Source organism: Nitrosococcus watsonii C-113, assembly GCF_000143085.1.
Classification (GTDB): Bacteria; Pseudomonadota; Gammaproteobacteria; order Nitrosococcales; family Nitrosococcaceae; genus Nitrosococcus; species Nitrosococcus watsonii.
Genome location: NC_014315.1, coordinates 2398499 through 2424730, shown reverse-complemented (window position 1 = coordinate 2424730; position 26232 = coordinate 2398499). Strand labels below are relative to the sequence as shown.

Here is a 26232-nt window from a genome sequence, read left to right as displayed (position 1 = left end):
TTTGGCTCGCTGACTATTTCTCTTTTCGGATGATGTTATATGCTGTTCCATGGCGTTCAAAAATTGGAGAGGCACCTTTAGAACTGGGCAGCTTAGAGGATAAGGGAAGGTGCCCGAGCCCGGAGGAGCGTTATAATGACAACGGGAATAGCTTATTTAAGACCTTTAAGGCAGCAGGATAATAGTTTTATAGAAATATTGAGAATCCTCTTTAAAAATAGATTAAACACCTTGCTGGATAATAATGAATGTATACTTAACGCTTAAATATATCCACCTCACAAGTATAGTGACCACTTTGGTGTTGTTTGTTGGGCGCGGCTTATGGATGCTTTCTTCTTCCCCTTATTTACAACAACGCTGGGTGCGCATTGTCCCCCCTATTGTAGATACGGTGTTATTAGCAAGCGCCATTGGTTTGACGCTGGTGCTGCATCAATACCCCTTCGTTAATGATTGGCTTACAGCGAAAATTCTTGCCCTGATCGGGTATATCGTTTTTGGTAGTATCGCCCTGAAGTATGGTCGAACCCGGACTATCCGCATTGGTGCGGGATGTATCGCTCTGATTTTATTTGCTTATATGGTTTGGGTTGCCCGTAGCAAGACTCCTTTCCCCTGGCTTTTGTAGGCCGTTGTTCCGCGCCGTATTTATCCTGTAGCAGGACAAAATCTTCATCAATCTCATTGCCGCAAGCGGCGGTTATTTGCCGGCGTATGCTTGTATGCAGGCAAGTTAATTTTCTATATATATTTGATTGTTAAGGATTTAGTATTGTTGGTATAAATTTTGCCTACTTCCATAAGCAATCAAGCTCGTTAAGCGATTGGAGTAAACTTATGTCTATTTCCTTTGACGCGGCCCTGGGAATTTATCCCCAAGCTGTGACTCTCGGATCCCGGCGCGCCGAAATATTGGCGGCTAATCTTGCCAATGGAGATACTCCCGGCTATAAAGCTCGGGATATTGATTTTAAGGCTGCCTTGCAACAAGCCCAGGGACAGGGCTTGTCCCTCCAGGCAACCCACGCCGGGCACCTATCCCATTCCTTAGGACAATTCCCCGGTGACGAAGCGCTTTACCGCATCCCCCAGCAGGCATCCCTTGACGGTAACACCGTGGATAGTCAGGTGGAGCACAGCGAATTCATGCAGAATGCGCTCCAATATCAAGCTAGCCTCCATTTTCTAAGCGGCAAATTCAAAGGGTTATTATCAGCCCTGAGGGGAGAATAGGCAATGTCGTTGTTTAAAGTTTTTGATATTGCTGGAACCGCCATGAGCGCTCAAACCCTACGACTCAATACTACCGCCAGCAATTTGGCTAACGCCGATAGTGTAAGCAGCAGCATTCATCAAACTTATCGCGCTCGTCAGCCAGTATTCGCAACTTTGCTGGACGAGCTTAACCCGGCAGCTCCCGCTGGCGGAGTTCAGGTGCTAGGCGTGGTGGAGAGTGGCGCGCCGCTGCAGCAAGAATATGCCCCGGATCATCCCATGGCCAATGAAGCTGGCTATATTTTCCATCCCAATGTTAATTCCATTGAGGAAATGGCCAATATGATTTCCGCTTCCCGAAGCTATCAGAACAACGTGGAAATGGCCAATACATCTAAACAATTGCTTCTGCGTACCCTGCAATTGGGTCAATAGTTTATAAGGAAAAGAGCACCATGGTTACTGCGACCTCTTCCAGTTCAGAGATTTATAAAGAGTTAGGTTTGGTCCGTCCGCCCGATAAAAAAGCACAAAATACCGAGTTGGGGTTAGAGCAATTTTTGAAATTGATGACGGCCCAGCTTAATAATCAGGACCCTTTTAAGCCTATGGATAACAGTACCTTCCTTAGTCAGGTGGCCCAGTTTGGAACAGTCAAGGGTATACAGGATTTGCAAACTTCTTTTAAAGAGGTTAGCGGTTCCCTTCAGTCCAACCAGGCGCTACAGGCATCGGGACTCGTGGGTCGTTCGGTGTTAGTGCCCTCAGCGGAAGGTTCCCTGGAAGCAGGTGGTTCAATCCGGGGGGCGGTAGAACTCCCTTCAGGTGTCACCAGCCCACAACTGAAAATTTTTGATCAGGCAGGGCAGTTGGTCAGAACCGTGGATTTGGGAGATGACCAAACGGGGACCGTGCAGTTTGCCTGGGATGGGTTCAAAGAGGATGGTACGCCAGCAACCCCAGGGCGCTATCAGTTTAAAGTGGAAGGCGCAAGCGGGGGAAGTACGCAAGCCTTTCCGACTTTTGCCGCCACCCGGGTGGACAGCGTGGTTATCGGAGAAGGCAGCGAGGGATTAACCCTCAACTTAACCGGGCAGGGTTCGGTACCTTTTAATCAAGTGAAAGAAATTTTATAGAGACTTGGGTGTAGGAGAAATTTTATGGCGTTTAATACTTCTTTGAGCGGGCTGAATGCTGCCTCGTCTGATTTGGATGTGACCGCTCACAATATTGCTAATGCGAGTACTACAGGATTTAAGCGGTCCCGGAGCGAGTTCGCGGATATTTTTGCCGTTTCGTCTTTTGGCCGCTCCCAGACAGCGGTGGGCAGCGGGGTTTTGCTTAATAAAACAGCCCAGCAATTCGAACAGGGCAACTTGGATTTTACGCAAAATTCCCTGGATTTGGCCATCAGCGGTCAGGGGCTTTTTGCCTTATCACCGAGTCTTAATGATAAGGATTTGGTCTATTCCCGGGCTGGCGCTTTTAGCGTTGATAAGGAAGGTTATGTAGTGAATAGTTCAGGCCAGTACTTGCGGACTTTTCCCACGAATGAAAATGGCACCGCCACTGCGGCCAGCTTGAATAACTCTCAGCCCTTGCGGCTTCCCACCTCGGCAGGTACCCCCCAGGCTACTTCCCGGATTAGTATCGGGGCTAATTTACCTTCGGATACCGCCGCTCTTGATCCAGTCAATTTAGATTTATTGGATACCAGCACCTATACCGCTTCTACTTCGGAAACGGTTTATGATTCCCTAGGTAACAGTCACATATCGACTTTATATTTTCTCAAGGATACCAATGGCACCAATCAATGGGCTGTTTACCATTCCCTGGATGGTACCCTTGCTAATATCAATGGAGGAACCGCTGGCGCCGGTGGGGTTCAGTATGGAACCCTTAATTTTGATGCCACGGGTGCTCTTACCGGGTCAACGCCAGATCCCCTAGCAACCGATTCTATTGCCCTCAATAATGGCGCTAACGATATCGCTCTGACGCTGGATTTTGCCGCTAACAACACGACTCAGGTCGCTTCGCCATTTAATGTGGCGGCATTGAACCAGGACGGTTTTACCTCGGGCCGCCTTACCGGCTTGGATATCAGCAAGACAGGCGTTATTCAGGCTAATTACAGTAATGGGCAAAATTCCACGTTGGGCAAAGTTGCCTTGGCCCAGTTCCCCAATGAGCAAGGCCTGCGTCAACTGGGAAACAATGCCTGGGGAGAAACAGTAAGTTCAGGAAGCGCCTTGGCGGGAGAGGCGGGAGTCGGCAGCTTTGGCACGATCCAAACAGGTGCCTTGGAAAGCTCCAACGTAGATCTCACCGCGGAGCTGGTGCATTTGATTACCGCGCAGCGTAATTTTCAGGCCAATGCCAAGGCTATTGAAACAGCCAGCACCATTACCGACACGATTATCAATATTCGTTAAAGGCTAAGCGCAGGCGGTTAAAAGATGGATCGAATGCTTTATGTTGCAATGACGGGGGCCCAGCAGACCATGCAGGCTACCGCCGCCAACAATCATAATTTGGCTAATCTCAATACCACGGGATTTCGGGCCGATTTATCCCAGTTTCGAAGCATACCAGTATTTGGCGAGGGCCACCCTACCCGGGTGTATGCCATGGCTGAGCGGCCAGGTGTGGATTTTACGCCGGGGCCGCTTCAAAGCACTGGACGTGAGCTGGATGTGGCCGTGCAGGGAGAGGGGGGATGGCTTGCGGTGCGATCTCCCTCGGGGGGAGAAGCTTACACTCGAGCCGGTAATCTTAAAATTACCAGCAACGGAATCTTGACTACCGGGGCAGGCCATCCGGTTCTGGGGGAAGGAGGGACCATAGCGATTCCCCCAGCGCAAAAAATAGAAATTGGCGCTGATGGTACCCTCTCTATTCGCCCCCTGGGCCAGGCCGCCAACACCTTGGTAGTGCTTGATCGCATTAAACTGGTCAATCCACCCTTAGACCAGTTGCAAAAAGACGAGGAGGGTTTAATGACGATGGCAAATGGTGGGCAGGCTCCGGCGGATGCCTCGGTTTCCTTGGTTTCGGGGAAATTGGAAGCTAGCAATGCTAGCGGGGTGGATGCCTTGGTGGAGATGATTGCCCTGGCCCGCCAGTATGAGATGCAAACCAAAATGATGCAAACAGCCAAGGAATTGGATACCGCCTCGGCGCAAATGCTGCGGATGGGCTAAGGAGACAAGAATGAATCAAGCTTTATGGATTGCCAAGACGGGCCTGGATGCGCAGCAGACGCGGATGGCCACTATTTCCAATAACCTTGCTAATGTCAATACCACTGGTTTTAAGCGGGATCGGGCGGTATTTGAGGATCTTCTTTATCAGACGGTGCGCCAGCCAGGCGCCCAATCCTCCCAGAATACACTGCTGCCTTCCGGGCTAATGTTGGGTACGGGCGTGCGCACCGTGGCGACCGAGAAACTTTTTACCCAAGGGGGTTTGACCCAGACCGGGAACTCGCTTGATATGGCCATTCAAGGGCGGGGTTTTTTTCAGGTTCTAATGCCTGATGGCAGTTTGGCGTACACTCGGGATGGCACTTTTCAGATAGATGCCAATGGTCAGTTAGTCACTTCCAGTGGTTATCCTGTGCAGCCGGGGATTACGATTCCCCAGAGCGCGCTTTCCGTCACCGTGGGTTCTGACGGCATCGTATCGGTACTGATGCCGGGAGATGGCACACCTGTTCAGGCGGGCAATCTCCAATTGGCTGATTTTATTAACCCAGCGGGATTACAACCTACGGGCAATAACTTGTTCAAGGAGACCGCCGCCAGTGGCGTTGCGCAAACTGGGATACCGGGTCTCAATGGCATTGGTACTTTGGTTCAAGGTGCCTTGGAAGGAGCGAATGTCAATGTGGTGGAAGAACTGGTCAATATGATTGAGACCCAACGGGCCTATGAAATGAACTCCAAAGCCATTTCCAGCACCGATGAGATGCTCCGGTTTGCAACCCAAACCCTTTAAAATCATAAATCCGGGAGGCGCTAGTCATGAATAGAAAAAAAGCCATGCTTGCCATGGCGGGCATGCTTATTACCGGCTGCGCCGCCCAGTTGCCTCCTCCAGATCCTAGCTTTGCGGCTACCCGCCCTGTGGTTGCGCCACCACCCCAGCCCAGCAACGGGGCTATTTATCACCCTGGTTATGAGATCTCGTTGTTTACGGATTTCCGGGCGCAGCGGGTTGGTGATGTGCTGACCATCGTTTTGGAAGAGCGCACCACTGGGGAGAAAGGAAGCGACACGGCGATTGACAGAAACACCAGCTATTCCTTGACTAACCCCACCTTGCTTGGCTCTGGTGTCCAATTCAATACGCCTAACTGGGTTCCTTTAGCCAGTAATCAGAACAATTCCCTGGAGATGGCGGTCAAGTCTAAGGGAGCATTTTCCGGCAGCGGAGATAGCAGTCAAAATAACCGTTTAAGCGGCCATATTACTGTTACCGTGGCTGAAGTCCTGCCTAATGGCAATTTGGTGGTCCGGGGCGAAAAGGTGATCACCATTAACCATGGCAATGAATATATTAAAATTTCAGGTATCGTTAACCGCCGTTATATTAATCCGGATAACACGGTATCTTCCTTAAATCTCGCCGATGCTCGTATTGCCTATGTGGGGGATGGAGCCACCCAGGAAGCCAATCGCATGGGTTGGTTGAGTCGATTTTTCTTTAGCAGATTTATGCCTTTTTAAGTGGTTTTTAGCAGAATATTCCTGACTTCAAAGAAAGGTAGACGGTAAATTGTGAAAATTATTCAGACCTTCTTCATCATGACCTTGCTATGGTTGAGCCAGGGAGCTCAAGCCGAGCGGGTAAAGGATTTGGCGGCCATCGCTGGCGTTCGTAGCAACCAACTAGTGGGTTATGGCTTGGTGGTAGGGTTGAGCGGTACGGGTGATCAAGTGACCCAGATTTCCTATACGCGCCAGAGTCTTAGGAATATGTTGCGGGAATTTGGGATCATTATGCCGCCAGGGGTTAACCTCCAGCCTAAAAACGTGGCGGCGGTTTCTATCCATGCCCAATTGCCTCCCTTTGCCAAACCGGGTCAGAGTATCGACATTACCGTTTCCTCTTTGGGCAATGCCAAAAGTTTGCGTGGCGGCAGCCTCCTGCTGACTCCCCTCAAGGGTGCCGATGGTCAAGTCTATGCCATGGCCCAAGGTAATCTTATCGTGGGTGGTTTTGGTGCCGAGGGAAACGATGGCTCGCGGGTGACTGTTAATATTCCCAGTACTGGACGGATTCCTAATGGCGCCACGGTGGAACGGGGCGTGCCAAACCCATTTCACAATGGTGGCCCTATCATTCTCAATCTCCATGCCTCGGATTTTACTACGGCTAACCGGGTAGCTGCCGCTATCAATAGTGCGATAGGCGCCGGCACCGCCCGTCCTCTGGATGGAACCTCGATCCAGGTGAATGCGCCTGCCCTGCCGACCCAACGGGTTAGTTTTGTTTCCTTGCTGGAGAATCTGGAGGTGGCGCCTGGCGAAGCCCCGGCGAAGATAGTCATTAATTCCCGCACGGGGACCGTGGTGATCGGCCAGCATGTGCGAGTCCAGCCAGCGGCGGTCTCCCATGGTCGTCTTACCGTGACCATTACTTCTAATCCAGCGATCAGCCAGCCTCCTCCTCTCTCTGGCGGGCAGACGGCGGTGGTTCCCCGCACGGATATCGATATCCAGGAAGAAGGAAGCCGGATGTTTCTGTTTGCCCCTGGCGTATCCCTTGGTGAGATTGTCCGTGCGGTCAATCAGGTTGGGGCCGCACCCGGCGATTTAGTGGCAATTCTGGAAGCACTCAAGCAAGTAGGCGCCTTAAGCGCGGAGTTGGTGGTATTGTAAATGTTTAGCCGCTAAATTTTATGGTTCAGTCTACTGCGCTTTTGCCCTTTTATGGCTATTCCAAGAATGGCTTTGCCGAGCTTCGTCAAACCGCCCGGCAAGACTCCAGGGACCCGGACACTCTGCGCCGGGTGGGGACTCAGTTTGAGTCTTTTTTGATCCAGACCATGCTAAAGAGCATGCGGGAGGCGGGCCAGGGAGGCGGGTTGCTGGATAATAAGCAAGTGGATTTCTATCAGGGACTTTTTGATCAGCAAATTGCTTTTGAAATTGCCCGCCATGGGAGCCTGGGGTTAGCGGATAGAATTGCCGCCCAATTAGGCAATGGGACGGCCACTGAGAAGCCGCCGGTCACTACCCAGAATCTTGCGCCTCCCCGTCGTCAGGTGAAACAACCATCGCCTATTGAGTTCAATGGGCCGCCGGCATTCTCCCGTTTTGAAACGATAGAAAAACCATCCATTGCTGAGCCTGATGCGTTGCCGACGTTTCCCCATTTTGAAACAGCCGAGGATTTTGTCCAAACCCTTTGGCCTGAAGCCCAGCGAGCCGCCCAGTCTCTAGGGCTGGACCCACGATTGCTGCTGGCCCAGGCCGCATTGGAAACAGGTTGGGGCAAGCAAATTATCCGTACCGAGGCCCATGGGAGCAGTCATAATCTATTTAATATCAAAGCAGACAGCCGCTGGGAGGGACCAGTGACCCAGGTCAGCACCCTCGAATACCGGCAAGGGGTAGCGGTACGGGAGCAGGCTCGTTTTCGGTCTTATGAGTCCTTTGGCGAGAGTTTTAACGATTACGTTGCTTTTCTGCGGCAACAGCCCCGCTATCATCATGCGCTTACTCAAACCCATAGCGCGATAGACTTTATGCACTCCCTGGCCGAGGCGGGCTATGCTACTGATCCGGCCTATGCGGACAAAGTGTTGCGGGTTTTCAAGGGAGCGACTCTCAATCAGGCCCTGGAGAAATCAAGAATGGCGGTTGCAGGCCGTTAATAGTTAAAAGAAAACGGCGTAGGGTTAAATTACATACAGGTAAGGGGAAGCTTAATTTATGCCATCAAGCGATCTTTTAGGAATAGGCGCTTCCGGGCTTTTAGCCGCGCAGCGGGCCTTGGCCACGACTAGCCATAATATTGCTAATGTGAATACGCCGGGGTTTTCCCGGCAGCGGGCAGAATTAGCCGCCCGCTTGCCCGAGTTTACCGGGCAGGGATTTATCGGTACCGGGGTGGATGTCACCACCGTGCGCCGCGCCTACGATTCTTTTCTGACCGAGCAGGCGCGGCACGCTACCTCGGAGTATGCTCAATCCAAGGCTTTCCATGATCTGGCAGCCCAGGTGGATAATCTTTTCGCAGACTCCGAAACAGGGCTCTCTACCTCTTCACAGCATTTTTTCAATGCCGCGCAGGCATTGGCAAACGATCCCTCCAGTCCGGCGGCGCGCCAAATGTTGTTAACCGAGGGGGAGACTTTTGAGGCCCGTGTTCGTTCTCTCGATGGTCGCTTGAGTGAACTGGACGAGGGTATCAACACCCGCCTGCAGGCTACTGTTGCGGAAGTGAATACGCTCTCCTCCTCCATTGCCGGGCTCAACCAGCAAATCCGTGATCTTCGCGGACAACATAATGACCAGCCGCCTAATGATTTGCTGGATCAACGGGACCAATTAATTCAAGACCTTTCTCAAAAAGCAGCGGTTACCGTGCTTCCCCAGGACGATGGCAGCCTCAATGTTTTTATTGGCAAGGGGCAATCCCTGGTAACAGGCGACCACAGTCATTCCCTAACCACTTTGGCTAATTCCTATGAAGCCTCCCGCCTGGAAGTGGGTTATGCTACCAAGGGTGGGGTTACCCCTATTTCCGACTCTATTCAGGGCGGTGAATTAGGGGCCCTGTTGAGCTTCCGCGATGAAGTGTTGGAACCCTCCCGCAATGCCTTGGGGCAACTTGCGGTGGGAGTTGCCCAGTCCTTCAACGAGCAGCACCGCCTAGGCATGGACCCTCAGGGAGAACTCGGCGGCGATTTTTTTGCGCCTATCGATTCCAATACAGCGGTTTCTTTGCCGCGCGCTGATAATACCGGCGATGGCGTGATTGCAGTCGCCATCAGCGATGCCAGCAAGCTGACCGATAGCGATTATCGCTTGGACCGGAATGGGGCGGGATTTACCCTGACCCGGCTGTCCGATAACCAAGCTTTTTCCTTAAGCGCCTTTCCCGGCGGCGCGGAAACTGTCGATGGGTTGACCTTGAATTTAACCTCTGGCTCCATTAATGGGGGCGACAGTTATCTGATCCAGCCTACCCGGACGGCGGCGCAACAGTTTGGGATGGCGCTTACCGATTCTGCCCGCATCGCTGCTGCCGGACCTATCCGCACCGAGGCGAATCTTGGCAACGGGGGTACGGGGCAAATTTCAGCTGCCGCGGTAACCAATACTACCGGTCTTCCCTTGCCGCCTAATGGAGAGGTGACCTTGACCTATGACGCTGCGGCGCGGCAGTTTAATGTAAGCGGCGGTCCAGGAGGGACCCTGGATTTTGATCCGGCTACCGAAAGTAATGGTAAGGAATTTGATCTCCCCAGCGTGGGGGGGTTGAATTTTATAATTTCCGGGGTTCCCGCGGATGGGGATACCTTTATGCTCCAGAATAATACGGGGGGCGTTGGGGATAACCGTAACGCCCTCAGTCTTGCTGGATTACAAACCAAGCCTATCTTTCAGGATGGGACTATGTCTTATCAGGAGCAGTATGGCCGCTTGGTAGCGGAGGTGGGAGCTCGTACCCGCCAGGCGGAAGCCAATCAGGATACCCATAAAACCTTACTTGATCAGGCTGTTGCAGAGAAAGAAGGGGTATCGGGAGTGAATCTGGAGGAAGAAGCGGCAAATTTAATCCGCTTCCAGCAGGCTTTCCAAGCCGCCGCCCGGGTGATTTCCACTGCCGATACCATGTTTCAGACTTTGTTAGGCGCGGTAGGTCGATAATTTATGCGTATCTCCACTTCTTTATTTCAGCAACAAAGCATCGAGGGGATGCTTCGCCAGCAAACCCAGGTGAGCAAAACCCAGCGGCAAATAGCCAGTGGCGAGCGTATGCAAACGCCGGCCGATGATCCTGTTGCGGCTGCTCGCTTGCTGGAAGTCCGCGAAGCTTCCGGGAGAACCGCCCAGTTTCAAACAAACGCTGACCTGGCGACAGCCCGTTTGTCCCAAGAGGAAAACGCCCTGGCGGGAGTGAATAATGTATTGCAGGGCGTGCGGGAGTTGGCGGTGCAGGCCAATAATGGCGCTCAAAACAATGAGAATCGGGCCATCATTGCCCAGGAGGTCCGGCAGCGCCTTAACGAACTGGTAGGGCTGGCGAATAGCCAGGACGCCAGTGGCGAATATCTTTTTGCCGGCGCTAAGGGTCGCACCCAGCCTTTTATTCAAGCAGGGGGGGGCGTTTCTTATCAAGGGGATCAGGCCCAGCGTCTAATCTCCATTGGTCCCTCAGCGCAGGTCGCGGATAGCCATTCTGGCTCCGAGGTATTTTTAGCCATCCGCGAGGGTAATGGCGTTTTTGCCACCGAGGCTAATCCCGTAAATAGGGGTTCAGGGGTAATTGCGCCCGGTTCGGCCAACGGAGCCTTCATTCCCGGCAACTATACCTTGCAATTTTCCCAGGCGACGCCTGATGATCCCCTTACCTACCAGGTATTGGACTCCCAGCATACCGTTGTGGCTAATGGTGACTTCGCCAGTGGGGAGGAGATTGCTTTTGGCGGCGCTCAGGCAAGCATCACCGGGGTTCCCGCGGATGGAGACAGCTTTACCCTTCGAGCAAGTGCTCACCGGGATATGTTCACTATTGCCCAGCATTTTATTGAAGCTCTGGAGCGGCCAATCAACGATACCACCAGCCAGGCCCGCTTCCATAATGATATGAACAAGACTCTCACTGATCTGGACCAAGCCATGGGCAAGGTTTTGGAAGTCCGGGCAGAGACGGGCGCCCGCCTTAATGCCGTCGATAGGGAACGCCAAGTAAATGAGGAGACCAGCTTGCAATTGGCCAGGGAACAATCCTCGCTTAATGATCTGGATTTGGCTGAAGCCATTGGACGTTTAAATCAGCAGCTAACAGGACTTGAGGCCGCCCAGCGGACTTATGCCCGTTTGCAGGGATTATCTTTGTTTAATTTTCTGTAGCCTCTTCGTGCGCGGGGTCCGCGCTACTTGATACCTTGTAGGGGCAGTTGAGTAGCGCGAAATTAGCCCTATTCTTCTCAAATTAATACTGCGCTTTCTATCAGAATTGTGGAACCGTCGACAGATTCACTCTCAAGCCTCGTTACCAGCGGCAAATCCTTGCCGGTATCTACTAAAGTTCCCTCCCTTTTTGCCGATTCTTTTCTGTGAAAGCGATAAACACCTTGACACGGGACAAAGGTTAGGTTGGGGTGAATTCCCTAGCTCATGCCACAAGTCCCAAATCGTTAATGTCTAGGCCTGGAGCGTGACTATCGCGCTTATTCGCTGGAAACAAACCTTGCCGGGAATAGCCCCGGACAAAATACGAAGGGAAAGCCATTATGCCTCAGACTATCAATACCAATATTGCATCACTCAATGCTCAGCGGAACCTGAATAGTTCCCAAAACGCGCTGCAAACCTCGATGGAGCGGTTGTCCAGCGGTTTGCGGATTAACAATGCCAAGGATGACGCCGCCGGGCTGGCGATTACGGAGCGGATGACCTCCCAGATTCGCGGTCTCGCTCAGGCGGGTCGCAATGCCAATGACGCTATCTCCGTGACCCAAACCGCCGAGGGAGGATTGAAGGAGAGCAGCAATATCCTGCAGCGGATGCGAGAGCTTGCTGTCCAGTCTGCTAACGATACTAACAGCGACGCGGATCGGGCTAATCTACAAAAAGAAGTATCGCAACTGCAGAAGGAACTTAACCGGCTTGCGGATTCTACTACCTTTAACGGCAAAAACCTATTGGATGGTTCCTTTACGGGGCAAAAATTCCAAATTGGCGCCAATGCTAACGAAAGCATCGGTTTTTCCATTAATAGCGCCCGCGCCACAACGCTTGGGGAGCAGTTAGGAAAGGGCATTGCCAATGCGGGCACAGGTCTAGCCGTGGCAACGGATACCACCGGGGGTAATACCGTGGCTGCCCAGAACATCACCGTCAATGGTTCCACGGGTTCTAAGTCAGTAGCTCTTACAGGCAACGAGAGTGCTAAGGCAATAGCTGATCTAGTTAATGGACAATCCGGTGCCACTGGCGTGACGGCCTCCGCCCAGACTTCAGTTAAGTTGGACAACGTGGCGGATGATGGTACGGTTTCTTTTACCCTCCAATCCAGCGGCGGTTCGGCTGCGCAGATTTCCGCGGGGGTTACCACCACGGATGTGACCAATTTGGCTGACGCCATCAATGCTCAAAGCGCCGAGACCGGTGTAACCGCCACGCTCAGCGAAAACCGGGACTCCATTACCTTGGAAAATGCCCAGGGTGAGGATATTCTTATCTCAGAGGCGAATAATACAGGGGCCTCGGGGAATGCCTTTAACGTAGGGGGGGTGACTGTAGAAGATACGGGAGGAGACGACAGTATTGTGGTAGGCGGTCAAGTAAGCTTCCAGTCGGATAAAAGCTTCACCGTGACCAGTGATGATGGCACCAATACGGTGGTAGGCGCAGGCGGTGTGACTTCTGCCTTGTCTTCGGTAGCCCAGATTGATCTTTCCACCCAAGACGGTTCCAACAGTGCTCTGTCCGTTATCGACAAAGCCCTGGGTTCAATTGCTACCCAGCGGGCGGACTTGGGTGCCCTGCAAAATCGTTTTGAGTCTACTATTTCTAATTTAGAGAATGTTTCCGAGAATACTTCTGCTGCCCGTTCTCGTATCCAGGATGCGGATTTTGCCGCCGAGACGGCCGAGATGACGCGCAATAAGATTCTCCAGCAGGCCGGTACCGCCATGCTGGCCCAGGCCAATGCCCAGCCTCAAGGGGTCTTGAGCTTATTGCGGTAACCGCAAGGAGATGGTGCTCCGTTCGGGACTGAAAATCCTGAACGGAGACTCCCTTAGTACACTAACCAAGGAGACTGATTGATGATTCACCCTCCTTCCCCAGATTTCATACCTGCTCCATTTTCGGAGCGGCCTTCCTCTGCGGCCGAAATCAAGGTGCATCCGGTAAGCAAGCTTCAATCGTCGGCCACAGACTCTCCCCAGCCTAAGACAGAAGAGCGGAAAAACCGGGAAGAAGGGTCGCGGCAATTGGAGGAAGCCGTGCAAAGTATTAATGAACTGATGGAAGATGTGAGGCGGGAATTACATTTTAGTATTGACGAAGCCACGGGCCAGACGGTGATCAAGGTGATGGATAGGGAAAACGGGGAAATGATTCGGCAGATCCCTTCGGAAGAAGTCATGGTGCTGGCGCGGCGCATAGCGGAAGAGGGGAAAGAAGGCATTACCGATGGCACGCTCATGCAAGCTTTGGCTTGATGGATGTTGAATTTCCAAGGGTCTTGATCTTAATGATAGTGCTTTCCAGGAGACAGGGGGAAGAGGGATGATTACTTCAACGGGAATTGGTTCCGGGCTAGATGTGGAAAGCCTGGTAAATCAATTGGTAGCGGCGGAAGGCCAACCCCAGCAACTGCGTCTCAACCGCCAGGAAGCGAAACTGCAAGCGACTCTTTCCGCCATGGGCACATTAAAGAGTGAGCTGGCGGGCTTCAAGGATGCGGTTGCAAAGCTTGATTCGCCTTCGGCTTTTCAGGCCATCAAGGCCAGCGTTGGTAATACGGACTTATTGACTGTTTCGGCAGCGGCGAAAGCGGCTATTGGCACCTATAGTGTCGAAGTTCAGCAATTAGCCCAGGCACAAAAACTCGCTTCCAAAGCCTTCGCCGACCCTAGCGCTACCCTGGGGACGGGAACCCTGAGTTTTCGTTTTGGCAGCTATGACAATGATGCCAATACTTTTACCGGGAATCCCGAGACTCCCCCTAAATTGGTGACCATTGATGCCGCCCATAACAGCTTAAGCGGTATCCGAGACGCGGTTAATGAGGCCGATATTGGGGTCCAGGCTAATATTATCAATGATGGAACCGGAGATCGCCTGGTTTTTACCGCTCAAACCATGGGCCTTGCTAATAGTTTGGAAATTACCGTTAGCGATGAGGATGGTAATAACCTGGATGATGGCGGGTTGTCTCAATTGGCTTATGATCCGACCGGGACAGATCCAGGGAACGGGAAAAATTTAATGGAGACAGTAGCCGCTCAAGATGCCCGCCTGGTGGTTGATGGCTTGACCGTTACTCGTCCCCAAAACACGATTACCGGGATGATTGAGGGGGTAACTTTAGAACTCAACAGCGCTGAACTTGATTCCCCCACAACACTCACGGTGGAAGCTGATGGGCAGGTAGCCAGTCAATCGGTGAATGGCTTTATAGAGTCTTTTAATAGTTTAGCGAAAACCTTAAATTCTCTTTCTTCCTATAATCCGGAAACTCGAGAAAAGGGTCCTCTGCTTGGAGATGCGAGTTTGCGCGGCATAGAAAACCGCCTCCGGCGGGCTGCTAGCGATATCGTTACGGGTTTGTCTGGCCCTTATCAAACCTTAGCCGATATCGGTATTACCACCCAGCGGGATGGCACCCTGAAATTGGATGAAAGCAAGCTGCAGCAGGTAGTTGAAGCTGATCCCGAGGCGGTTGCCCGTTTGTTTACGGGAGGTGGCAAGAGTTCGGATCCGTCGGTGCGGTTTGTAGAAGCCGCCGATGGAGCCCAGGCTGGAGAATTTGCGGTCAATGTTACCCAGTTGGCAACCCAGGGAGAATATACAGGAAATGCCATTAGCAGCAATTTTCCCTTTCCTTGGAGCGGCTCTGCCATCACTATTGATGCCGATAATGACGAATTTACCCTCAAAGTAGATGGAGGAGAAGCCACGACGATTTCTCTGACCCAAAAAACCTACGATGATGGCACGGCGCTTGCCGCGGAAATTCAGAGTCAGATTAATGGTAATCCTAGCCTGAGTGAGGCAGGAAGCCAGGTAACTGTTGAATTCATAAATGATCGCTTTGAAATTCGTTCTAGCCGTTATGGGGGTAGTTCCAATATTGAAATCTTAGCGTTGGATCCTTCGCCCTCGGAGACCACTACCCAAACCCTGGGACTGACGGTTAAAAGCGGTAACGCGGGGGAAGATGTGGCTGGAACTATCGGTGGTCAGGCGGCAACAGGCTCAGGTCGCTTTCTAACTGGAAACGATAGGGCAGAGGGTATTCGACTTGAAATTCTAGGGGAGACCTCGGGAGCGCGGGGGAGCGTCACCTTTTCCCGGGGAGTAGCGACCCATCTGAATACCTATCTGGATCAAGTACTGGATTCGGAAGGATTCTTAGAAAATCGCATTGATAGCTTGAATGATCGCGTTGGTGGTTTCGATGAGCAGCGGGAAGATTTGGCCCGGCGATTGGATGCTATTGAGAAGCGTTACCGGGCGCAGTTTACGGCCCTGGATAGCCTGCTCGGGCAGCTCCAAACAACGAGCAGCTTTTTAAGCCAGCAGCTCGCTAATTTACCTGGCAGTAGATCTACCTAAGGTAGTCGTCTTTGATTGGAACAGTCGATTTAAATAATTATTAAAGTTGCCATGATTTTAACGAGGAAGTCAATATGATCCAAAATGGAGCACTACAGCAATACCGCCAGATCGGCGCCCAAAGTGCCGTGATCGCCGCCGATCCCCATCGCCTTATCCAAATGTTACTAGAAGGTGCCCTAGAGAAAATTACGGTGGCCAGGGGAGCGATAGCACGCCATGATATTACGCAGAAAGGTGTGAATATCGGCGGCGCCATTGATATTGTCAGTGGCTTGCAAGTAAGCCTGAATCGAGAGCGGGGAGCTGAAATTGCTGACGATTTAGACCGCCTTTATGACTATATTGTGGGGCGCCTTCTGGAAGCTAACCTCCGTAATGATGCGGCGATATTAGAAGAAGTCGCTTACCTTTTAGGCGAAATCAAACAGGGGTGGGAAGCCATTTCTCCAGTAAATTCTCCAATGCCGGCCCTTGGGTCTGCCAAGCCTGGAGCTGCTTCTAGCGCCAATACCCGTTAGTTATTTGCTTAAGCACCATGTCCTTTAGTGCCGTTACTGAGCATCCCATTTTTGAGCCTGAAGCTGTCAAGGGTGCTTTGGATGAACTCCTTGTCCTCAGCCAGAAAATGCTTTTAAAGGCCCAGGAAAGCGCTTGGCGGGAGCTGGCGGAGCTACAAGCCGAGCGGGATGGGCTATTGCAGCATAGTTTTTCTCGGGAACAGATCTTGGTTATGCTCCCTTCCGCTCGGCAACGCCTGGAACGGCTGCTCTCGCTCAACGAGGAAATAGCTGCTCTTTGCCAGTTAGAGCGCAATCGTTTTTCCCAAGAGATAAAAAAACTACACCAAGGATCTCAAGCTCGCGACATCTACCGTGCCTATAATTTTTAGTTGGGGCCTTCCCTTTTAAAGAAGATAATTGAAAACTTCTTAGCTCTAGTACCGCCATTCTCTCTTGGCTCACCGTTCTTCCCTCGTTAATGATAATCCTTAGAAGTTTGCGCTAATTTCCTGCATTTACTCTTGGTGCTGGAGGCAGGTACTTGTGACTGGAATGGAATAACTACCCTCGCGCCAACCATTAGGCCGGGAAGTCTTTTAGCATATAGGTTGGTGCTATTACATGGAGCTTGTACGGCAACCAACGCTCTGGATGGCTGTGATAACTGCTTGGAGTCAAAACTGGATTTATTACTTGAGCAAATAGGGTAGCTACTTGCCCAGCAGGAAGTACTCCTATTCCCTGATTCTTCTTAGCGAAGTAGAAGAAAGTAAGGCCGAATCAGGTGAGCACCAGATGTTAGTGGGTTTTGCCGATCTAAATGATGGATTTGCGGGAAGGGATTAGAGCAATTTATCTTTCGCTGGTACCGGCATCCTGGGGCGCGAACACGAAGAAATATTTAGGTTTTCGGTGCCATGCTATTGTTTGCTTTTTTTGCTGATGATAAGCATTTTGTTGGGCCGTAAGGCGGAAAATTGCGGGCTTCCCTGTGAATGTCCGGCCCTTTGTGGGGAATTTTGCTATTTTTGATACGACAGAATTTTGACATTCATTCTATAGGGTGTTTAACTTTCCTTCTATCATTAAGAAAGCGTAATAGACCCACGATGGGATTTACTTTATTTTTTCCTGTTTTAACGGTAAAAACGGTATGAGAGGTCTATGATGCCTGCTGATATCGTATTGATTTTGGGAGATAGCAGAAAAGAGCATGTCCAAGCCCTGCAAACCATTATCGAGTTCGTCGGCTACCGTCCGGTACTGGTTGAGCAAGGCCAGAAATGGCAAAAAACGGTTACCGATCCCAAGGCTGTTGCTGCGGCGCTAATTGGTAGTTGGAGCGGGGAACAGCAAAAAATAACAGCCACAATTAAAACACTCAATAATGAAGAAGTGCAGTTACCTGTATTTGTGCTGGTGCCGAAGGAAAGCCTTTCAAATAAAGAATCCTGGCGTTTGCCGGGCGCCTTAGGGACGCTGCGCTATCCTTTTTCCCAAACGGAACTCACTAGCGCTTTGCAGAATGCGGAGCTTTTTCGTGAAGGCCACCAGCAAAAAGGGCAACGGAGAAGATCAGTAGAACTATTTCGGAGTTTGGTAGGTAATAGCCGTGCTACCCGGACTGTTCGTCAGCTGATAGAGCAGGTGGCCGATTCCAACGCCACCGTCCTGATTTTGGGAGAGTCCGGGACCGGCAAGGAAGTGGTAGCCCGCAACCTCCACTACCATTCCTCGCGGCGGGGAAACCCCTTTGTGCCAGTCAATTGTGGCGCTATTCCGGGCGAGCTGCTGGAAAGCGAACTTTTTGGTCACGAGAAAGGGGCCTTTACGGGGGCTATTACAGCCCGTCAAGGACGATTTGAACTGGCGCAAAAGGGAACCTTGTTTCTGGACGAGATTGGCGATATGCCCATGGCTATGCAGGTGAAGCTGCTACGGGTACTGCAGGAGCGAACTTTTGAGCGGGTAGGAAGCAATAAGCTCATTCATGTCGACGTGCGTATTATTGCCGCAACCCATCGTAATTTAGAAGAGCAGCTTCAGGAAGGGAATTTCCGCGAGGATCTTTATTATCGCCTCAATGTCTTTCCCATTGAAATGCCTCCTTTGCGAGAGCGAGTTGAGGACGTTCCCCTGCTCATCAATGAGATTATTACCCGGATTGAGCATGAAAAAGGCGCCTCTGTTCGTTTAACTCCGGCGGCGGTTATGGCTTTGTGCCAATATCCGTGGCCAGGCAACGTCAGGGAGCTTGCTAATCTGGTTGAACGTTTAACCATTTTATACCCCTATGGCGTGGTGGATTATTATGATTTACCTGAAAAATACCGAATAGAGGGGGAAGGAATTCCTCCTTCTGTGCCTGAATTAGGATCATCCCTAGAGCGAGTTGTTGATACCTTGGAGACTCCCCGATTGCCACGAGAAGGTTTGGATCTTAAGAAGCACCTTAGCTGCATCGAGCGCTCGCTTATCAAGCAAGCGCTAGAGGAAGCCGACGGGGTGGTGGCTCAAGCGGCTCATCGGTTGCGGATGCGGCGTACTACCTTGGTTGAAAAACTTCGTAAATATGACGTCCAGCGAGAGGATGTTGCGCCAAGAGTTTGACGTTCGATAAGAGTTTACTTCACAATTAACTGATTATTAAGGTAACTTATTGGTAGGCACATTTATTGCTCTGTTATAGACGCGGGAGGTAAATCTTTGCCGCGCCTTTATTAACAAACGAAAATTTGCAGAAAGCCAGACGAGCGTTCCACGCATTTGGTGAATTTATGCAGCGTTTTAGAACGGTTTTCGGAGCAAAGGAGTAAATTATGACGCACCCCACGGTTCTGGTCGTTGAGCATGAGCCAGCTCTGCGGGAGGCTTTATGTGCTACCTTGTCTGTCGCTGGTTTTCCAGTAAAGAGCGTCCCTGAAGGAAAGGCAGCTCTAGCCCAGTTGGAAAAAAATAAGCATATTGGCCTTTTACTAAGCGATATTCAAACCCAACCTTTGGATAGTTCCACACTATTACGTCGGGCAAGAACTCAGAAGCCAGATTTACCAGTGCTGTTCATTGCTGCTCATAGCACCATCCGTACGGCTATTGATGCTTTGGATGAGGGTGCTGTGGACTACTTGCTTAAACCTTTTGAAACTAACGTTCTGCTTGATCGAGTGCGTCGCTACGTGCGGGTATTGAAAAAAGATGAGCCAGTGGTAGCGGTTGATCCCTGTTTCCGTCGGGTAGTAGCGTTGGCGCAACGGGTAGCCAAGAGTGAGGCTACCGTACTCGTTAGTGGCGAAAGCGGCACCGGCAAGGAAGTATTGGCCCGCTATATCCATCGCCAGTCCCCCCGTTGTGAAGGCCCCTTTGTCGCGATCAATTGTGCCGCCATTCCGGAAAATATGCTTGAGGCCACCTTATTTGGCTATGAAAAGGGCGCTTTTACGGGTGCTTGTCAAGCTCGGCCCGGTAAATTTGAGCAGGCCCAGGGAGGCACTTTATTGCTTGACGAGATCTCGGAAATGGACTTGGGTTTACAAGCAAAGCTACTCCGGGTGTTGCAAGAGCGGGAGGTGGAACGTCTAGGAGGAGGCAAGATGATTCCGCTGAATATACGGATATTAGCCACCACTAATCGTGATTTGCAGGAACAGGTAGCCAGCGGCCGGTTCCGGGAAGATCTTTATTATCGTCTAAATGTTTTCCCCTTGCATTTACCCCCTCTGCGGGAACGCCGCAAAGATATTTTACCCCTTGCCCGGCGCTTGGCTGCCACCCGTGCGGCAGAAAATGGCCGCATTTTATCCCGCTTTTCCTTGGCTGCTAAAAAAAAATTGCTGGCCCATCCATGGCCGGGCAATATTCGTGAGTTGGACAATGTTATCCAGCGGGCCATGATTTTAGCGGATGAGGATGAATTAACGGTCCAGTCGTTGGCTTTTGAGGTAGGAATACCGGTAACCCCCGTTTCGGATGAAGCTAGAGCGCTTAATAAGAATCTCAAAAACCATGAAAAACAGTTTATTTTAGAGATCTTGGGACAATGCAATGGGCGGCGGAAACAAGCGGCTGTTCGGCTAGGAATTAGTGAGCGAACCCTGCGTTATAAGCTAGCTCGGCTACGGGAGGCAGGAGTCGTTATCCCTGATTTTCCTAGTTCAAGGTTGGCGTGTTAATTGGGGCCATCTTTTAGAGTAATTAGGCTAGCTGAGGAGGAATTCTGCCATGGAATCTATCAATAGCACTCAACTTCTAGAACAAATGCGGGCGGCTACCGCTCTAGCCAAGGATGATTTGGCCAGTGCCACTGGGGAACTTCCAGAGGGCGAATTTGCCGCGCTTTTTAGGCAGGCCATTGACACTGTCAACCAATTTCAACAGCAGTCCAGCGGGCTACAGACAGCTTTTGTGCGAGGCGATAGCAATGTTGATTTGGCGGAGGTCATGATCGCCTCTCAAAAGTCCACTGTTTCTTTTCAGGCGGCGCTTCAAGTTCGCAATCGTCTTGTCTCCGCCTATCAAGAGATCATGAATATGCAAATTTAAATATTGGGGGCTAGGTTAGGAATAAGGGATAGTTTGAATTGAGTAATAAGGGTAGGTCGCGGTAGGGATTTTTTCTCCGCTGCTTCCAAAACCGCTTCTTTGGAATCATGATTGATGGCAGATACTAACACTCATACTAATCCACCTGCTGTTACCCCAGAAGCATCGTCGATAGCTGGTACGCGTTTAGCCGCATTGCAAGCTAATATAGGCCGTTTGTCTTTACAAAAGCAAGTAGGGTTATTGCTAGCCATCGCCGCTAGTGTGGCGCTTGTGGTAGGTGTTGTCATGTGGGCTTTGGCACCTACTTACCAAGTTATGTATGGTGCCGTGACGGGTGAGGAGAAGGGGGAAATCGTTGCGGCGCTGCAAAAGGCGAATATTGAATACCGACTAGCGGAAAATACCGGCGCAATTATGGTGCCTGCCTCCAAAGTGCATGAGGTGCGGCTGCAATTAGCGATGGAAGGGTTACCGCGCAGTGCTGATACGGGTTTTGAACTCTTAGAGCAGAATCCAGGTTTTGGCGCTAGTGAGTTTCTGGAAAAGGCCCGTTATCAGCGGGCCTTGGAAGGGGAATTGGCCCGGACCATTGGCACTTTGAATAATGTTAGGAATGCTCGAGTCCATTTGGCGCTGCCGAAGCAATCGGTTTTTATCCGTAATCGCCAAGCGCCTTCAGCCTCGGTAGTTTTGGATCTCTATGCCGGACGTGCGCTTGATCCCGGGCAAGTGGCCGCGATCACCCACTTAGTTTCTTCCAGTATTCCTAATTTGGAAAGTAGCGGTGTAACGCTGGTGGATCAAAGAGGCAATTTGCTGACCCGGCAAGACCGTTCTCAGTCTCTGGGGATGACAGAGGGCCAGTTCGAGTATACCCGCCGTTTAGAAGAGAAATATATTCGCCGAATCCAACATATTCTAGCCCCCATGATCGGCTCTGATAAGGCCCGGGCCCAGGTGGTTGCCGAGGTGGATTTTACGGTCACAGAACAAACCCAAGAATACTATAATCCCGAATCAGCTGCTTTACGCAGTGAACAGATGTCGGAGGAGGAGCGCACTGGGAGCCGTTTTCCCCAGGGAATTCCGGGGGCACTGAGCAATCAGCCGCCGGCTGAGGCCCAAGCACCCGAGGTTGTGCCGGAAGCTAACGACGATGAAGCCCCGATAGAAGCTGTCCCCACAACGCGTAGTCAAAGGGCCACGCGGAACTATGAACTGGACCGCACTATCAGCCACAGCCGGTTAAGCCCTGGATCTATTCGGCGTCTTTCAGTAGCTGTCCTGGTGGACGAGAAAGCGGTGGCTGATGCTGAAGGCACCGTCAGCACTGTGCCTCGTTCACCCCAGGAGCTTGCCCAGGTGACCGCCCTGGTGAAAGAAGCCGTGGGTTTTAATGCCGAGCGAGGCGATACCATTAATGTGATTAATGCCCCTTTTGTGCCAGCTAACGAGGAGGAATCCTTCCCTGAGCCCTCCCTTTGGCAGCAGGATTGGTTTTGGCAAGCCGTCAAACAGGGAGGAGGTGTTTTAGCTATATTGCTTTTGTTGCTGGGAGTTTTGCGCCCTGCTTTTCGCCGGCTGACCGCTTTACCTGAGTCTGTGACTCTGCCTGCTATTCCCAACAAGGACGAAGAGAAAAGTGATGACGGGCTACAAGAGGATCAACTAAGCTTGAGCAGCAATAAACCCACCCTTCGGCTAGCAGGACCTCATTCGTTGGAAGCAAACTTGGAGATCGTTCGTGACATGGCCACCGGTGACTCTAGGCGTGTAGCCCAGGTTGTAAAAAATTGGCTGGTCAGTGATGGCTGAAAGTAAACTCACGGGCGCTGAACGAGCGGCAATTCTGCTGCGCGCCTTAGGTGAGCGCGGCGCTGCTGAGGTTCTTAAGCATTTAGCGCCAAAGGAGGTCCAAATGGTTGGAACGACCATGGCGACGCTCCAGGGCATCACCAAGGAGCAGGTGAATGAGATATTACAGGAGTTTGCAGGGATGATGCAGGAGGAAACCGCTTTTGGGATAGGCGCCGATGATTATATTCGGGGTATGCTGCAAAATGCCTTGGGGGAGGATAAGGCCAGTTCGCTGCTCAATCGTATTCTCTCGGGTAGTAACACTGCTGGTATTGAGCAGCTAGGATGGATGGATGCCCCTTCCATCTATCAGGTGGTCCATTTGGAACACCCCCAAATTATCGCGATTGTGCTCTCTTTTCTAGAAAGCGATCAGGCAGCCGAAGTGTTGTCCCTGTTTCCTGAGCAGGTGCGGACCAATATCCTGGTGCGTGTGGCTACCTTGGGAAACGTGCAGCCTTCCGCCTTAGGAGAGCTTAACGAAGTTCTGGAACGGCAGTTTTCTGGTAACAACAATCATTTGAAGACTTCTCCGGTGGGGGGCCTCAAGGCTGCGGCAGGTATCCTTAATTTACTGGATAGCGCCATAGAAAGCGATATCTTAGCGCAAATTAAGGAAACCGATGCGGAATTGGGGCAGAGTATTGAAGATCTCATGTTTGTTTTTGATAACCTCTTGGAGGTGGATGATCGGGGGATTCAGTTCTTACTGCGGGAAGTTTCTTCCGAAATATTGATCGTTGCCCTAAAAGGAGCTACCGAAGCACTTAAACAGAAAATATTTAAAAATATGTCTAAACGGGCAGCGGAAATGCTGCGTGAAGATCTCGAGAGTAAGGGGCCAGTGCGCTTGAGCGAAGTTGAAGCAGCCCAGAAAGAGGTGCTAGCTATTGCCCGGCGGCTAGCTGAAGCGGGAGATATTTCCCTAGGAGGCAGTGGCGATGAGTACATCTAAGTTTTTGCGCCCAGGCGATTTGACTGCCTATGAGCGGTGGGAATTACCGCTAGTGGAGCAGGAAGAACCTGAGCAAGGTTATCAGTCAGGATGGAATGACTGGGATAATAAGGTGGCCGGTACAGGGGGATCGTCTCCAGAGAGCGAGGAGCAGGAACAAGAGGAAAGAACAGCGCCTGCGACATTAACGGTAGAGCAACTGGAAGCCATCCAGCAACAGGCTCACGAGGAAGGCTTCAATACCGGTCTAATAGAAGGCCGGAAGGCGGCGCAAGCGGAATTAGAGCAAAAGGTGGCCCGCCTTGAGCGGTTAATGGCAGCGTTAAGTGCGCCCCTCCAGTGGCTTGATGACACCGTAGAAGAAGAATTGGTGCAGCTTGCAGCCGCCATGGCCCGTCAGCTTATTCGCCGGGAACTCAAAACTCAACCCAGTGAGGTGGTGGCGGCAGTACGAGAAGGTTTAAGCTATCTTCCTTCCCAGGCACGTTATGTGCGGTTACTGCTGCACCCTGATGATGTGGGAATTGTTCGTTCCGCCTTATCCCTTTCTGAGGAAGAACGGCGATGGCAAATAGTGGAAGATCCCTCCCTCACCCGGGGAGGATGCCTACTTGAGACTGAGCATTCAAGAATAGACGCTAAGGTTGAGACTCGCTTAAATGCTGCCATTGCAAAAGTGCTTGGTGGCGAACGGAGAGATGATCAAGAGAGTGGCTGAAGTCGTTTCCAAACCTCCTTTACTGGGAAGGCGCTGGCAGCATGCCCTAGCTGGGTGCAGGGAGCGTTTAGCCCGAGATGCAGCCCCTTTGGTTACGGTTGAGGGGCGACTTACCCGAATGGTGGGATTGACCTTGGAGGCAGTAGGATGTCAACTGCCAGTAGGAGGGCGTTGCCATATTCTGAGGCAGGAAAGGTTGCCTGTGGAAGCCGAAGTGGTTGGATTTGCCGGAGAAAGGCTTTTTTTAATGCCTATCGGTGATCCGCGGGGATTGGTGCCCAATGCCCCTGTTATTCCCCTTCGTCATGGGGGTAGGATGGCGGTTGGAGAGGCGTTGCTGGGCCGGGTTTTGGATGGCGGGGGACGTCCTTTGGACGATTTAGGCCCTCTTCGCGCTACCCATCGCGTTTCGCTGGAGGGGCAGCCCATCAATCCCTTGGCACGGCAGCCTATTAGAGAGCCTATGGATGTAGGGGTAGCCGCAATCAATGCTTTGCTGACCATTGGCCGGGGTCAACGGATGGGGCTATTTGCTGGTAGCGGGGTAGGTAAAAGCGTCTTGCTTGGAATGATGACCCGCTATGCTAAGGCCGATGTTATCGTGGTGGGGTTGATTGGCGAGCGTGGCCGGGAAGTCCAGGAGTTTATTGAAAATATTCTGGGCAAGGAGGGCCTGGCACGCTCCGTAGTGGTGGCAACCCCGGCGGATCATTCTCCCTTGATGCGTATTCACGGCGCAATGCTGGCGACTAGTATTGCTGAATATTTTCGAGATCAAGGCAAACAGGTGCTGCTATTAATGGATTCTCTGACTCGTTTTGGCCATGCCCAACGGGAGCTGGCTCTGGCTATTGGTGAGCCGCCAGCAACTCGCGGTTACCCTCCCTCTGTATTTGCCAAAATTCCCCAATTGCTGGAAAGGGCGGGCAATGGACGCTCGGGCAGCGGCAGTATTACCGCTTTTTATACGGTTCTCACCGAAGGGGACGATCCTAATGATCCCGTGGCTGATTCGGCACGAGCCATTCTGGATGGTCATATCGTATTGTCCCGGCGCTTAGCGGAAGCGGGCCATTACCCGGCCATTGACATTGAGGCCTCGATTAGCCGGGTGATGAGTCAGATTACGGTGCCAGAGCACCAGCAAGCTGCTCAGCAGTTTAAGCAAATTTATTCTCTATATAGCCAGAACCAAGATCTTATCAGTGTGGGCGCCTATAGCCGTGGCAGTGATTCCCGGCTTGATGAGGCGGTTGATAAACAACCTCAATTCCGTTCATTTTTGCAACAAGATATGTCCCGGTCATTCTCTGTGGAGGAGAGCCTGGAAAGGCTTCAGCAGGCTTTAAAGGCAAAGCCAACGCCAAAAGTGGCGGTACCTGCAGTCAATGCTGGGGGAGTTTCCAGGCAATTTAATAATGGAGGCTATTCGTGACTCGTTCCCACCGTTTACATTCCTTGCTGCGCGTGGCTACAAATCAGGAGCAGCAGGCCGCTAAAGTATTAGGAGAAACCCAGCATTTATTCCAGCAGCAACAACACCAGTTGGGGGAGATGCGCGACTATCGGGAAGAGTATGCACAGCGTTGCCAATCCGTGGGCCAGAAGGGTATCAGCGCCCAGCAGCTACAGCAGCTGCAAAGTTTTTTGGCCCGGCTGGATCAAGCTATTTCCCAGCAAAAGCAGCAGGTAGAACGATCTTCTCAACTGTTGGAGCAGAAGCGCGAGGGGTGGTTTGCGGTACGTAGTCAGGTGAAGGCTTTGGAGAAGCTTCAGGATCGTTACCGGCAGGAAGAGCGGAATTTAGCAGCTTATCATGAGCAGGCGGAGGTGGATGATCGTCATCAGCATAATTTTAGAGCGGAAGATACCGGCAATTTTTAGCCGTTTATAGGTAAATTTTGC

25 protein-coding genes are annotated in these 26232 nt (G+C 51.6%); all 25 read left to right on the top strand.

Going from position 1 to position 26232, the window contains the following annotated elements:
- Nucleotides 1-244 precede the first annotated feature (244 nt).
- On the top strand, nucleotides 245-631 hold the full coding sequence (locus NWAT_RS10935; RefSeq protein WP_013221130.1) for a SirB2 family protein: 387 nt from the start codon (nucleotides 245-247) through the stop codon (nucleotides 629-631).
- Between the two features lie 209 nt (nucleotides 632-840).
- Entirely contained in the window at nucleotides 841-1236 is a 396-nt protein-coding gene (gene flgB / locus NWAT_RS10930; RefSeq protein WP_013221129.1) for a flagellar basal body rod protein FlgB, read from the top strand.
- A gap of 3 nt (nucleotides 1237-1239) precedes the next feature.
- Nucleotides 1240-1653, top strand: a complete 414-nt coding sequence (flgC, locus tag NWAT_RS10925; RefSeq protein WP_013221128.1) for a flagellar basal body rod protein FlgC — start codon at nucleotides 1240-1242, stop codon at nucleotides 1651-1653.
- Between the two features lie 20 nt (nucleotides 1654-1673).
- A complete protein-coding gene (locus NWAT_RS10920; RefSeq protein WP_013221127.1) occupies nucleotides 1674-2354 on the top strand; it encodes a flagellar hook assembly protein FlgD in 681 nt (226 codons plus the stop codon).
- Nucleotides 2355-2378: 24 nt separating this feature from the next.
- Nucleotides 2379-3656, top strand: coding sequence for a flagellar hook protein FlgE (flgE, locus tag NWAT_RS10915; protein WP_013221126.1), 1278 nt, complete (start codon nucleotides 2379-2381; stop codon nucleotides 3654-3656).
- A gap of 24 nt (nucleotides 3657-3680) precedes the next feature.
- Nucleotides 3681-4424, top strand: coding sequence for a flagellar basal-body rod protein FlgF (gene flgF / locus NWAT_RS10910; protein ID WP_013221125.1), 744 nt, complete (start codon nucleotides 3681-3683; stop codon nucleotides 4422-4424).
- Nucleotides 4425-4434: 10 nt separating this feature from the next.
- Nucleotides 4435-5220, top strand: a complete 786-nt coding sequence (gene flgG, locus NWAT_RS10905) for a flagellar basal-body rod protein FlgG (RefSeq protein WP_013221124.1) — start codon at nucleotides 4435-4437, stop codon at nucleotides 5218-5220.
- A gap of 26 nt (nucleotides 5221-5246) precedes the next feature.
- Entirely contained in the window at nucleotides 5247-5951 is a 705-nt protein-coding gene (gene flgH / locus NWAT_RS10900; RefSeq protein WP_013221123.1) for a flagellar basal body L-ring protein FlgH, read from the top strand.
- A gap of 51 nt (nucleotides 5952-6002) precedes the next feature.
- Nucleotides 6003-7106, top strand: coding sequence for a flagellar basal body P-ring protein FlgI (locus tag NWAT_RS10895; RefSeq protein ID WP_013221122.1), 1104 nt, complete (start codon nucleotides 6003-6005; stop codon nucleotides 7104-7106).
- 20 nt (nucleotides 7107-7126) lie between these two features.
- On the top strand, nucleotides 7127-8104 hold the full coding sequence (gene flgJ / locus NWAT_RS10890) for a flagellar assembly peptidoglycan hydrolase FlgJ (RefSeq protein ID WP_013221121.1): 978 nt from the start codon (nucleotides 7127-7129) through the stop codon (nucleotides 8102-8104).
- 58 nt (nucleotides 8105-8162) lie between these two features.
- On the top strand, nucleotides 8163-10106 hold the full coding sequence (flgK, locus tag NWAT_RS10885) for a flagellar hook-associated protein FlgK (protein WP_013221120.1): 1944 nt from the start codon (nucleotides 8163-8165) through the stop codon (nucleotides 10104-10106).
- Nucleotides 10107-10109: 3 nt separating this feature from the next.
- Nucleotides 10110-11312, top strand: a complete 1203-nt coding sequence (gene flgL, locus NWAT_RS10880; protein WP_013221119.1) for a flagellar hook-associated protein FlgL — start codon at nucleotides 10110-10112, stop codon at nucleotides 11310-11312.
- A gap of 383 nt (nucleotides 11313-11695) precedes the next feature.
- Nucleotides 11696-13153 (top strand): flagellin, encoded by a 1458-nt coding sequence (locus NWAT_RS10875; protein ID WP_013221118.1) that lies wholly within the window; start codon nucleotides 11696-11698, stop codon nucleotides 13151-13153.
- A gap of 81 nt (nucleotides 13154-13234) precedes the next feature.
- Entirely contained in the window at nucleotides 13235-13633 is a 399-nt protein-coding gene (locus NWAT_RS10870) for a flagellar protein FlaG (RefSeq protein WP_013221117.1), read from the top strand.
- A gap of 67 nt (nucleotides 13634-13700) precedes the next feature.
- The gene (gene fliD / locus NWAT_RS10865) at nucleotides 13701-15752 is read left to right on the top strand and encodes a flagellar filament capping protein FliD (protein WP_013221116.1); all 2052 of its coding nucleotides are present in this window, start codon (nucleotides 13701-13703) and stop codon (nucleotides 15750-15752) included.
- Between the two features lie 74 nt (nucleotides 15753-15826).
- Nucleotides 15827-16273: a flagellar export chaperone FliS gene (fliS, locus tag NWAT_RS10860; RefSeq protein WP_013221115.1), complete on the top strand. Its 447-nt coding sequence runs from the start codon at nucleotides 15827-15829 to the stop codon at nucleotides 16271-16273.
- 17 nt (nucleotides 16274-16290) lie between these two features.
- The gene (locus NWAT_RS10855) at nucleotides 16291-16644 is read left to right on the top strand and encodes a flagellar protein FliT (RefSeq protein ID WP_013221114.1); all 354 of its coding nucleotides are present in this window, start codon (nucleotides 16291-16293) and stop codon (nucleotides 16642-16644) included.
- A 778-nt stretch (nucleotides 16645-17422) separates the two neighbouring features.
- Nucleotides 17423-18865 (top strand): sigma-54 dependent transcriptional regulator, encoded by a 1443-nt coding sequence (locus tag NWAT_RS10850; protein ID WP_013221113.1) that lies wholly within the window; start codon nucleotides 17423-17425, stop codon nucleotides 18863-18865.
- 209 nt (nucleotides 18866-19074) lie between these two features.
- Nucleotides 19075-20424 (top strand): sigma-54-dependent transcriptional regulator, encoded by a 1350-nt coding sequence (locus NWAT_RS10845; RefSeq protein WP_013221112.1) that lies wholly within the window; start codon nucleotides 19075-19077, stop codon nucleotides 20422-20424.
- A gap of 49 nt (nucleotides 20425-20473) precedes the next feature.
- Nucleotides 20474-20794: a flagellar hook-basal body complex protein FliE gene (gene fliE, locus NWAT_RS10840; protein ID WP_013221111.1), complete on the top strand. Its 321-nt coding sequence runs from the start codon at nucleotides 20474-20476 to the stop codon at nucleotides 20792-20794.
- 114 nt (nucleotides 20795-20908) lie between these two features.
- Complete coding sequence (gene fliF, locus NWAT_RS10835) at nucleotides 20909-22612, top strand: flagellar basal-body MS-ring/collar protein FliF (protein ID WP_013221110.1); 1704 nt, start codon at nucleotides 20909-20911, stop codon at nucleotides 22610-22612.
- A complete protein-coding gene (gene fliG / locus NWAT_RS10830) occupies nucleotides 22605-23609 on the top strand; it encodes a flagellar motor switch protein FliG (protein ID WP_013221109.1) in 1005 nt (334 codons plus the stop codon). Before fliF ends, fliG begins: the two co-directional genes overlap by 8 nt.
- A complete protein-coding gene (locus NWAT_RS10825) occupies nucleotides 23596-24327 on the top strand; it encodes a flagellar assembly protein FliH (RefSeq protein ID WP_013221108.1) in 732 nt (243 codons plus the stop codon). Before fliG ends, NWAT_RS10825 begins: the two co-directional genes overlap by 14 nt.
- Nucleotides 24308-25762 carry a flagellar protein export ATPase FliI gene (fliI, locus tag NWAT_RS10820; RefSeq protein WP_408634620.1) on the top strand — a complete coding sequence of 485 codons (1455 nt, stop codon included), beginning with the start codon at nucleotides 24308-24310 and terminating at the stop codon, nucleotides 25760-25762. The genes NWAT_RS10825 and fliI overlap by 20 nt, the downstream gene beginning before the upstream one ends.
- Nucleotides 25759-26211 carry a flagellar export protein FliJ gene (fliJ, locus tag NWAT_RS10815; RefSeq protein ID WP_013221106.1) on the top strand — a complete coding sequence of 151 codons (453 nt, stop codon included), beginning with the start codon at nucleotides 25759-25761 and terminating at the stop codon, nucleotides 26209-26211. The genes fliI and fliJ overlap by 4 nt, the downstream gene beginning before the upstream one ends.
- The last annotated feature ends 21 nt before the right edge of the window (nucleotides 26212-26232 follow it).

Coding starts and splice junctions, on each gene's coding strand:
- NWAT_RS10935 (WP_013221130.1), top strand. CDS start 245: ATGAATGTATACTTAACGCTTAAATATATCCACCTCACAAGTATAGTG.
- flgB (WP_013221129.1), top strand. CDS start 841: ATGTCTATTTCCTTTGACGCGGCCCTGGGAATTTATCCCCAAGCTGTG.
- flgC (WP_013221128.1), top strand. CDS start 1,240: ATGTCGTTGTTTAAAGTTTTTGATATTGCTGGAACCGCCATGAGCGCT.
- NWAT_RS10920 (WP_013221127.1), top strand. CDS start 1,674: ATGGTTACTGCGACCTCTTCCAGTTCAGAGATTTATAAAGAGTTAGGT.
- flgE (WP_013221126.1), top strand. CDS start 2,379: ATGGCGTTTAATACTTCTTTGAGCGGGCTGAATGCTGCCTCGTCTGAT.
- flgF (WP_013221125.1), top strand. CDS start 3,681: ATGGATCGAATGCTTTATGTTGCAATGACGGGGGCCCAGCAGACCATG.
- flgG (WP_013221124.1), top strand. CDS start 4,435: ATGAATCAAGCTTTATGGATTGCCAAGACGGGCCTGGATGCGCAGCAG.
- flgH (WP_013221123.1), top strand. CDS start 5,247: ATGAATAGAAAAAAAGCCATGCTTGCCATGGCGGGCATGCTTATTACC.
- flgJ (WP_013221121.1), top strand. CDS start 7,127: ATGGTTCAGTCTACTGCGCTTTTGCCCTTTTATGGCTATTCCAAGAAT.
- flgK (WP_013221120.1), top strand. CDS start 8,163: ATGCCATCAAGCGATCTTTTAGGAATAGGCGCTTCCGGGCTTTTAGCC.
- flgL (WP_013221119.1), top strand. CDS start 10,110: ATGCGTATCTCCACTTCTTTATTTCAGCAACAAAGCATCGAGGGGATG.
- NWAT_RS10875 (WP_013221118.1), top strand. CDS start 11,696: ATGCCTCAGACTATCAATACCAATATTGCATCACTCAATGCTCAGCGG.
- NWAT_RS10870 (WP_013221117.1), top strand. CDS start 13,235: ATGATTCACCCTCCTTCCCCAGATTTCATACCTGCTCCATTTTCGGAG.
- fliD (WP_013221116.1), top strand. CDS start 13,701: ATGATTACTTCAACGGGAATTGGTTCCGGGCTAGATGTGGAAAGCCTG.
- fliS (WP_013221115.1), top strand. CDS start 15,827: ATGATCCAAAATGGAGCACTACAGCAATACCGCCAGATCGGCGCCCAA.
- NWAT_RS10855 (WP_013221114.1), top strand. CDS start 16,291: ATGTCCTTTAGTGCCGTTACTGAGCATCCCATTTTTGAGCCTGAAGCT.
- NWAT_RS10850 (WP_013221113.1), top strand. CDS start 17,423: ATGCCTGCTGATATCGTATTGATTTTGGGAGATAGCAGAAAAGAGCAT.
- NWAT_RS10845 (WP_013221112.1), top strand. CDS start 19,075: ATGACGCACCCCACGGTTCTGGTCGTTGAGCATGAGCCAGCTCTGCGG.
- fliE (WP_013221111.1), top strand. CDS start 20,474: ATGGAATCTATCAATAGCACTCAACTTCTAGAACAAATGCGGGCGGCT.
- fliF (WP_013221110.1), top strand. CDS start 20,909: ATGGCAGATACTAACACTCATACTAATCCACCTGCTGTTACCCCAGAA.
- fliG (WP_013221109.1), top strand. CDS start 22,605: ATGGCTGAAAGTAAACTCACGGGCGCTGAACGAGCGGCAATTCTGCTG.
- NWAT_RS10825 (WP_013221108.1), top strand. CDS start 23,596: ATGAGTACATCTAAGTTTTTGCGCCCAGGCGATTTGACTGCCTATGAG.
- fliI (WP_408634620.1), top strand. CDS start 24,308: ATGATCAAGAGAGTGGCTGAAGTCGTTTCCAAACCTCCTTTACTGGGA.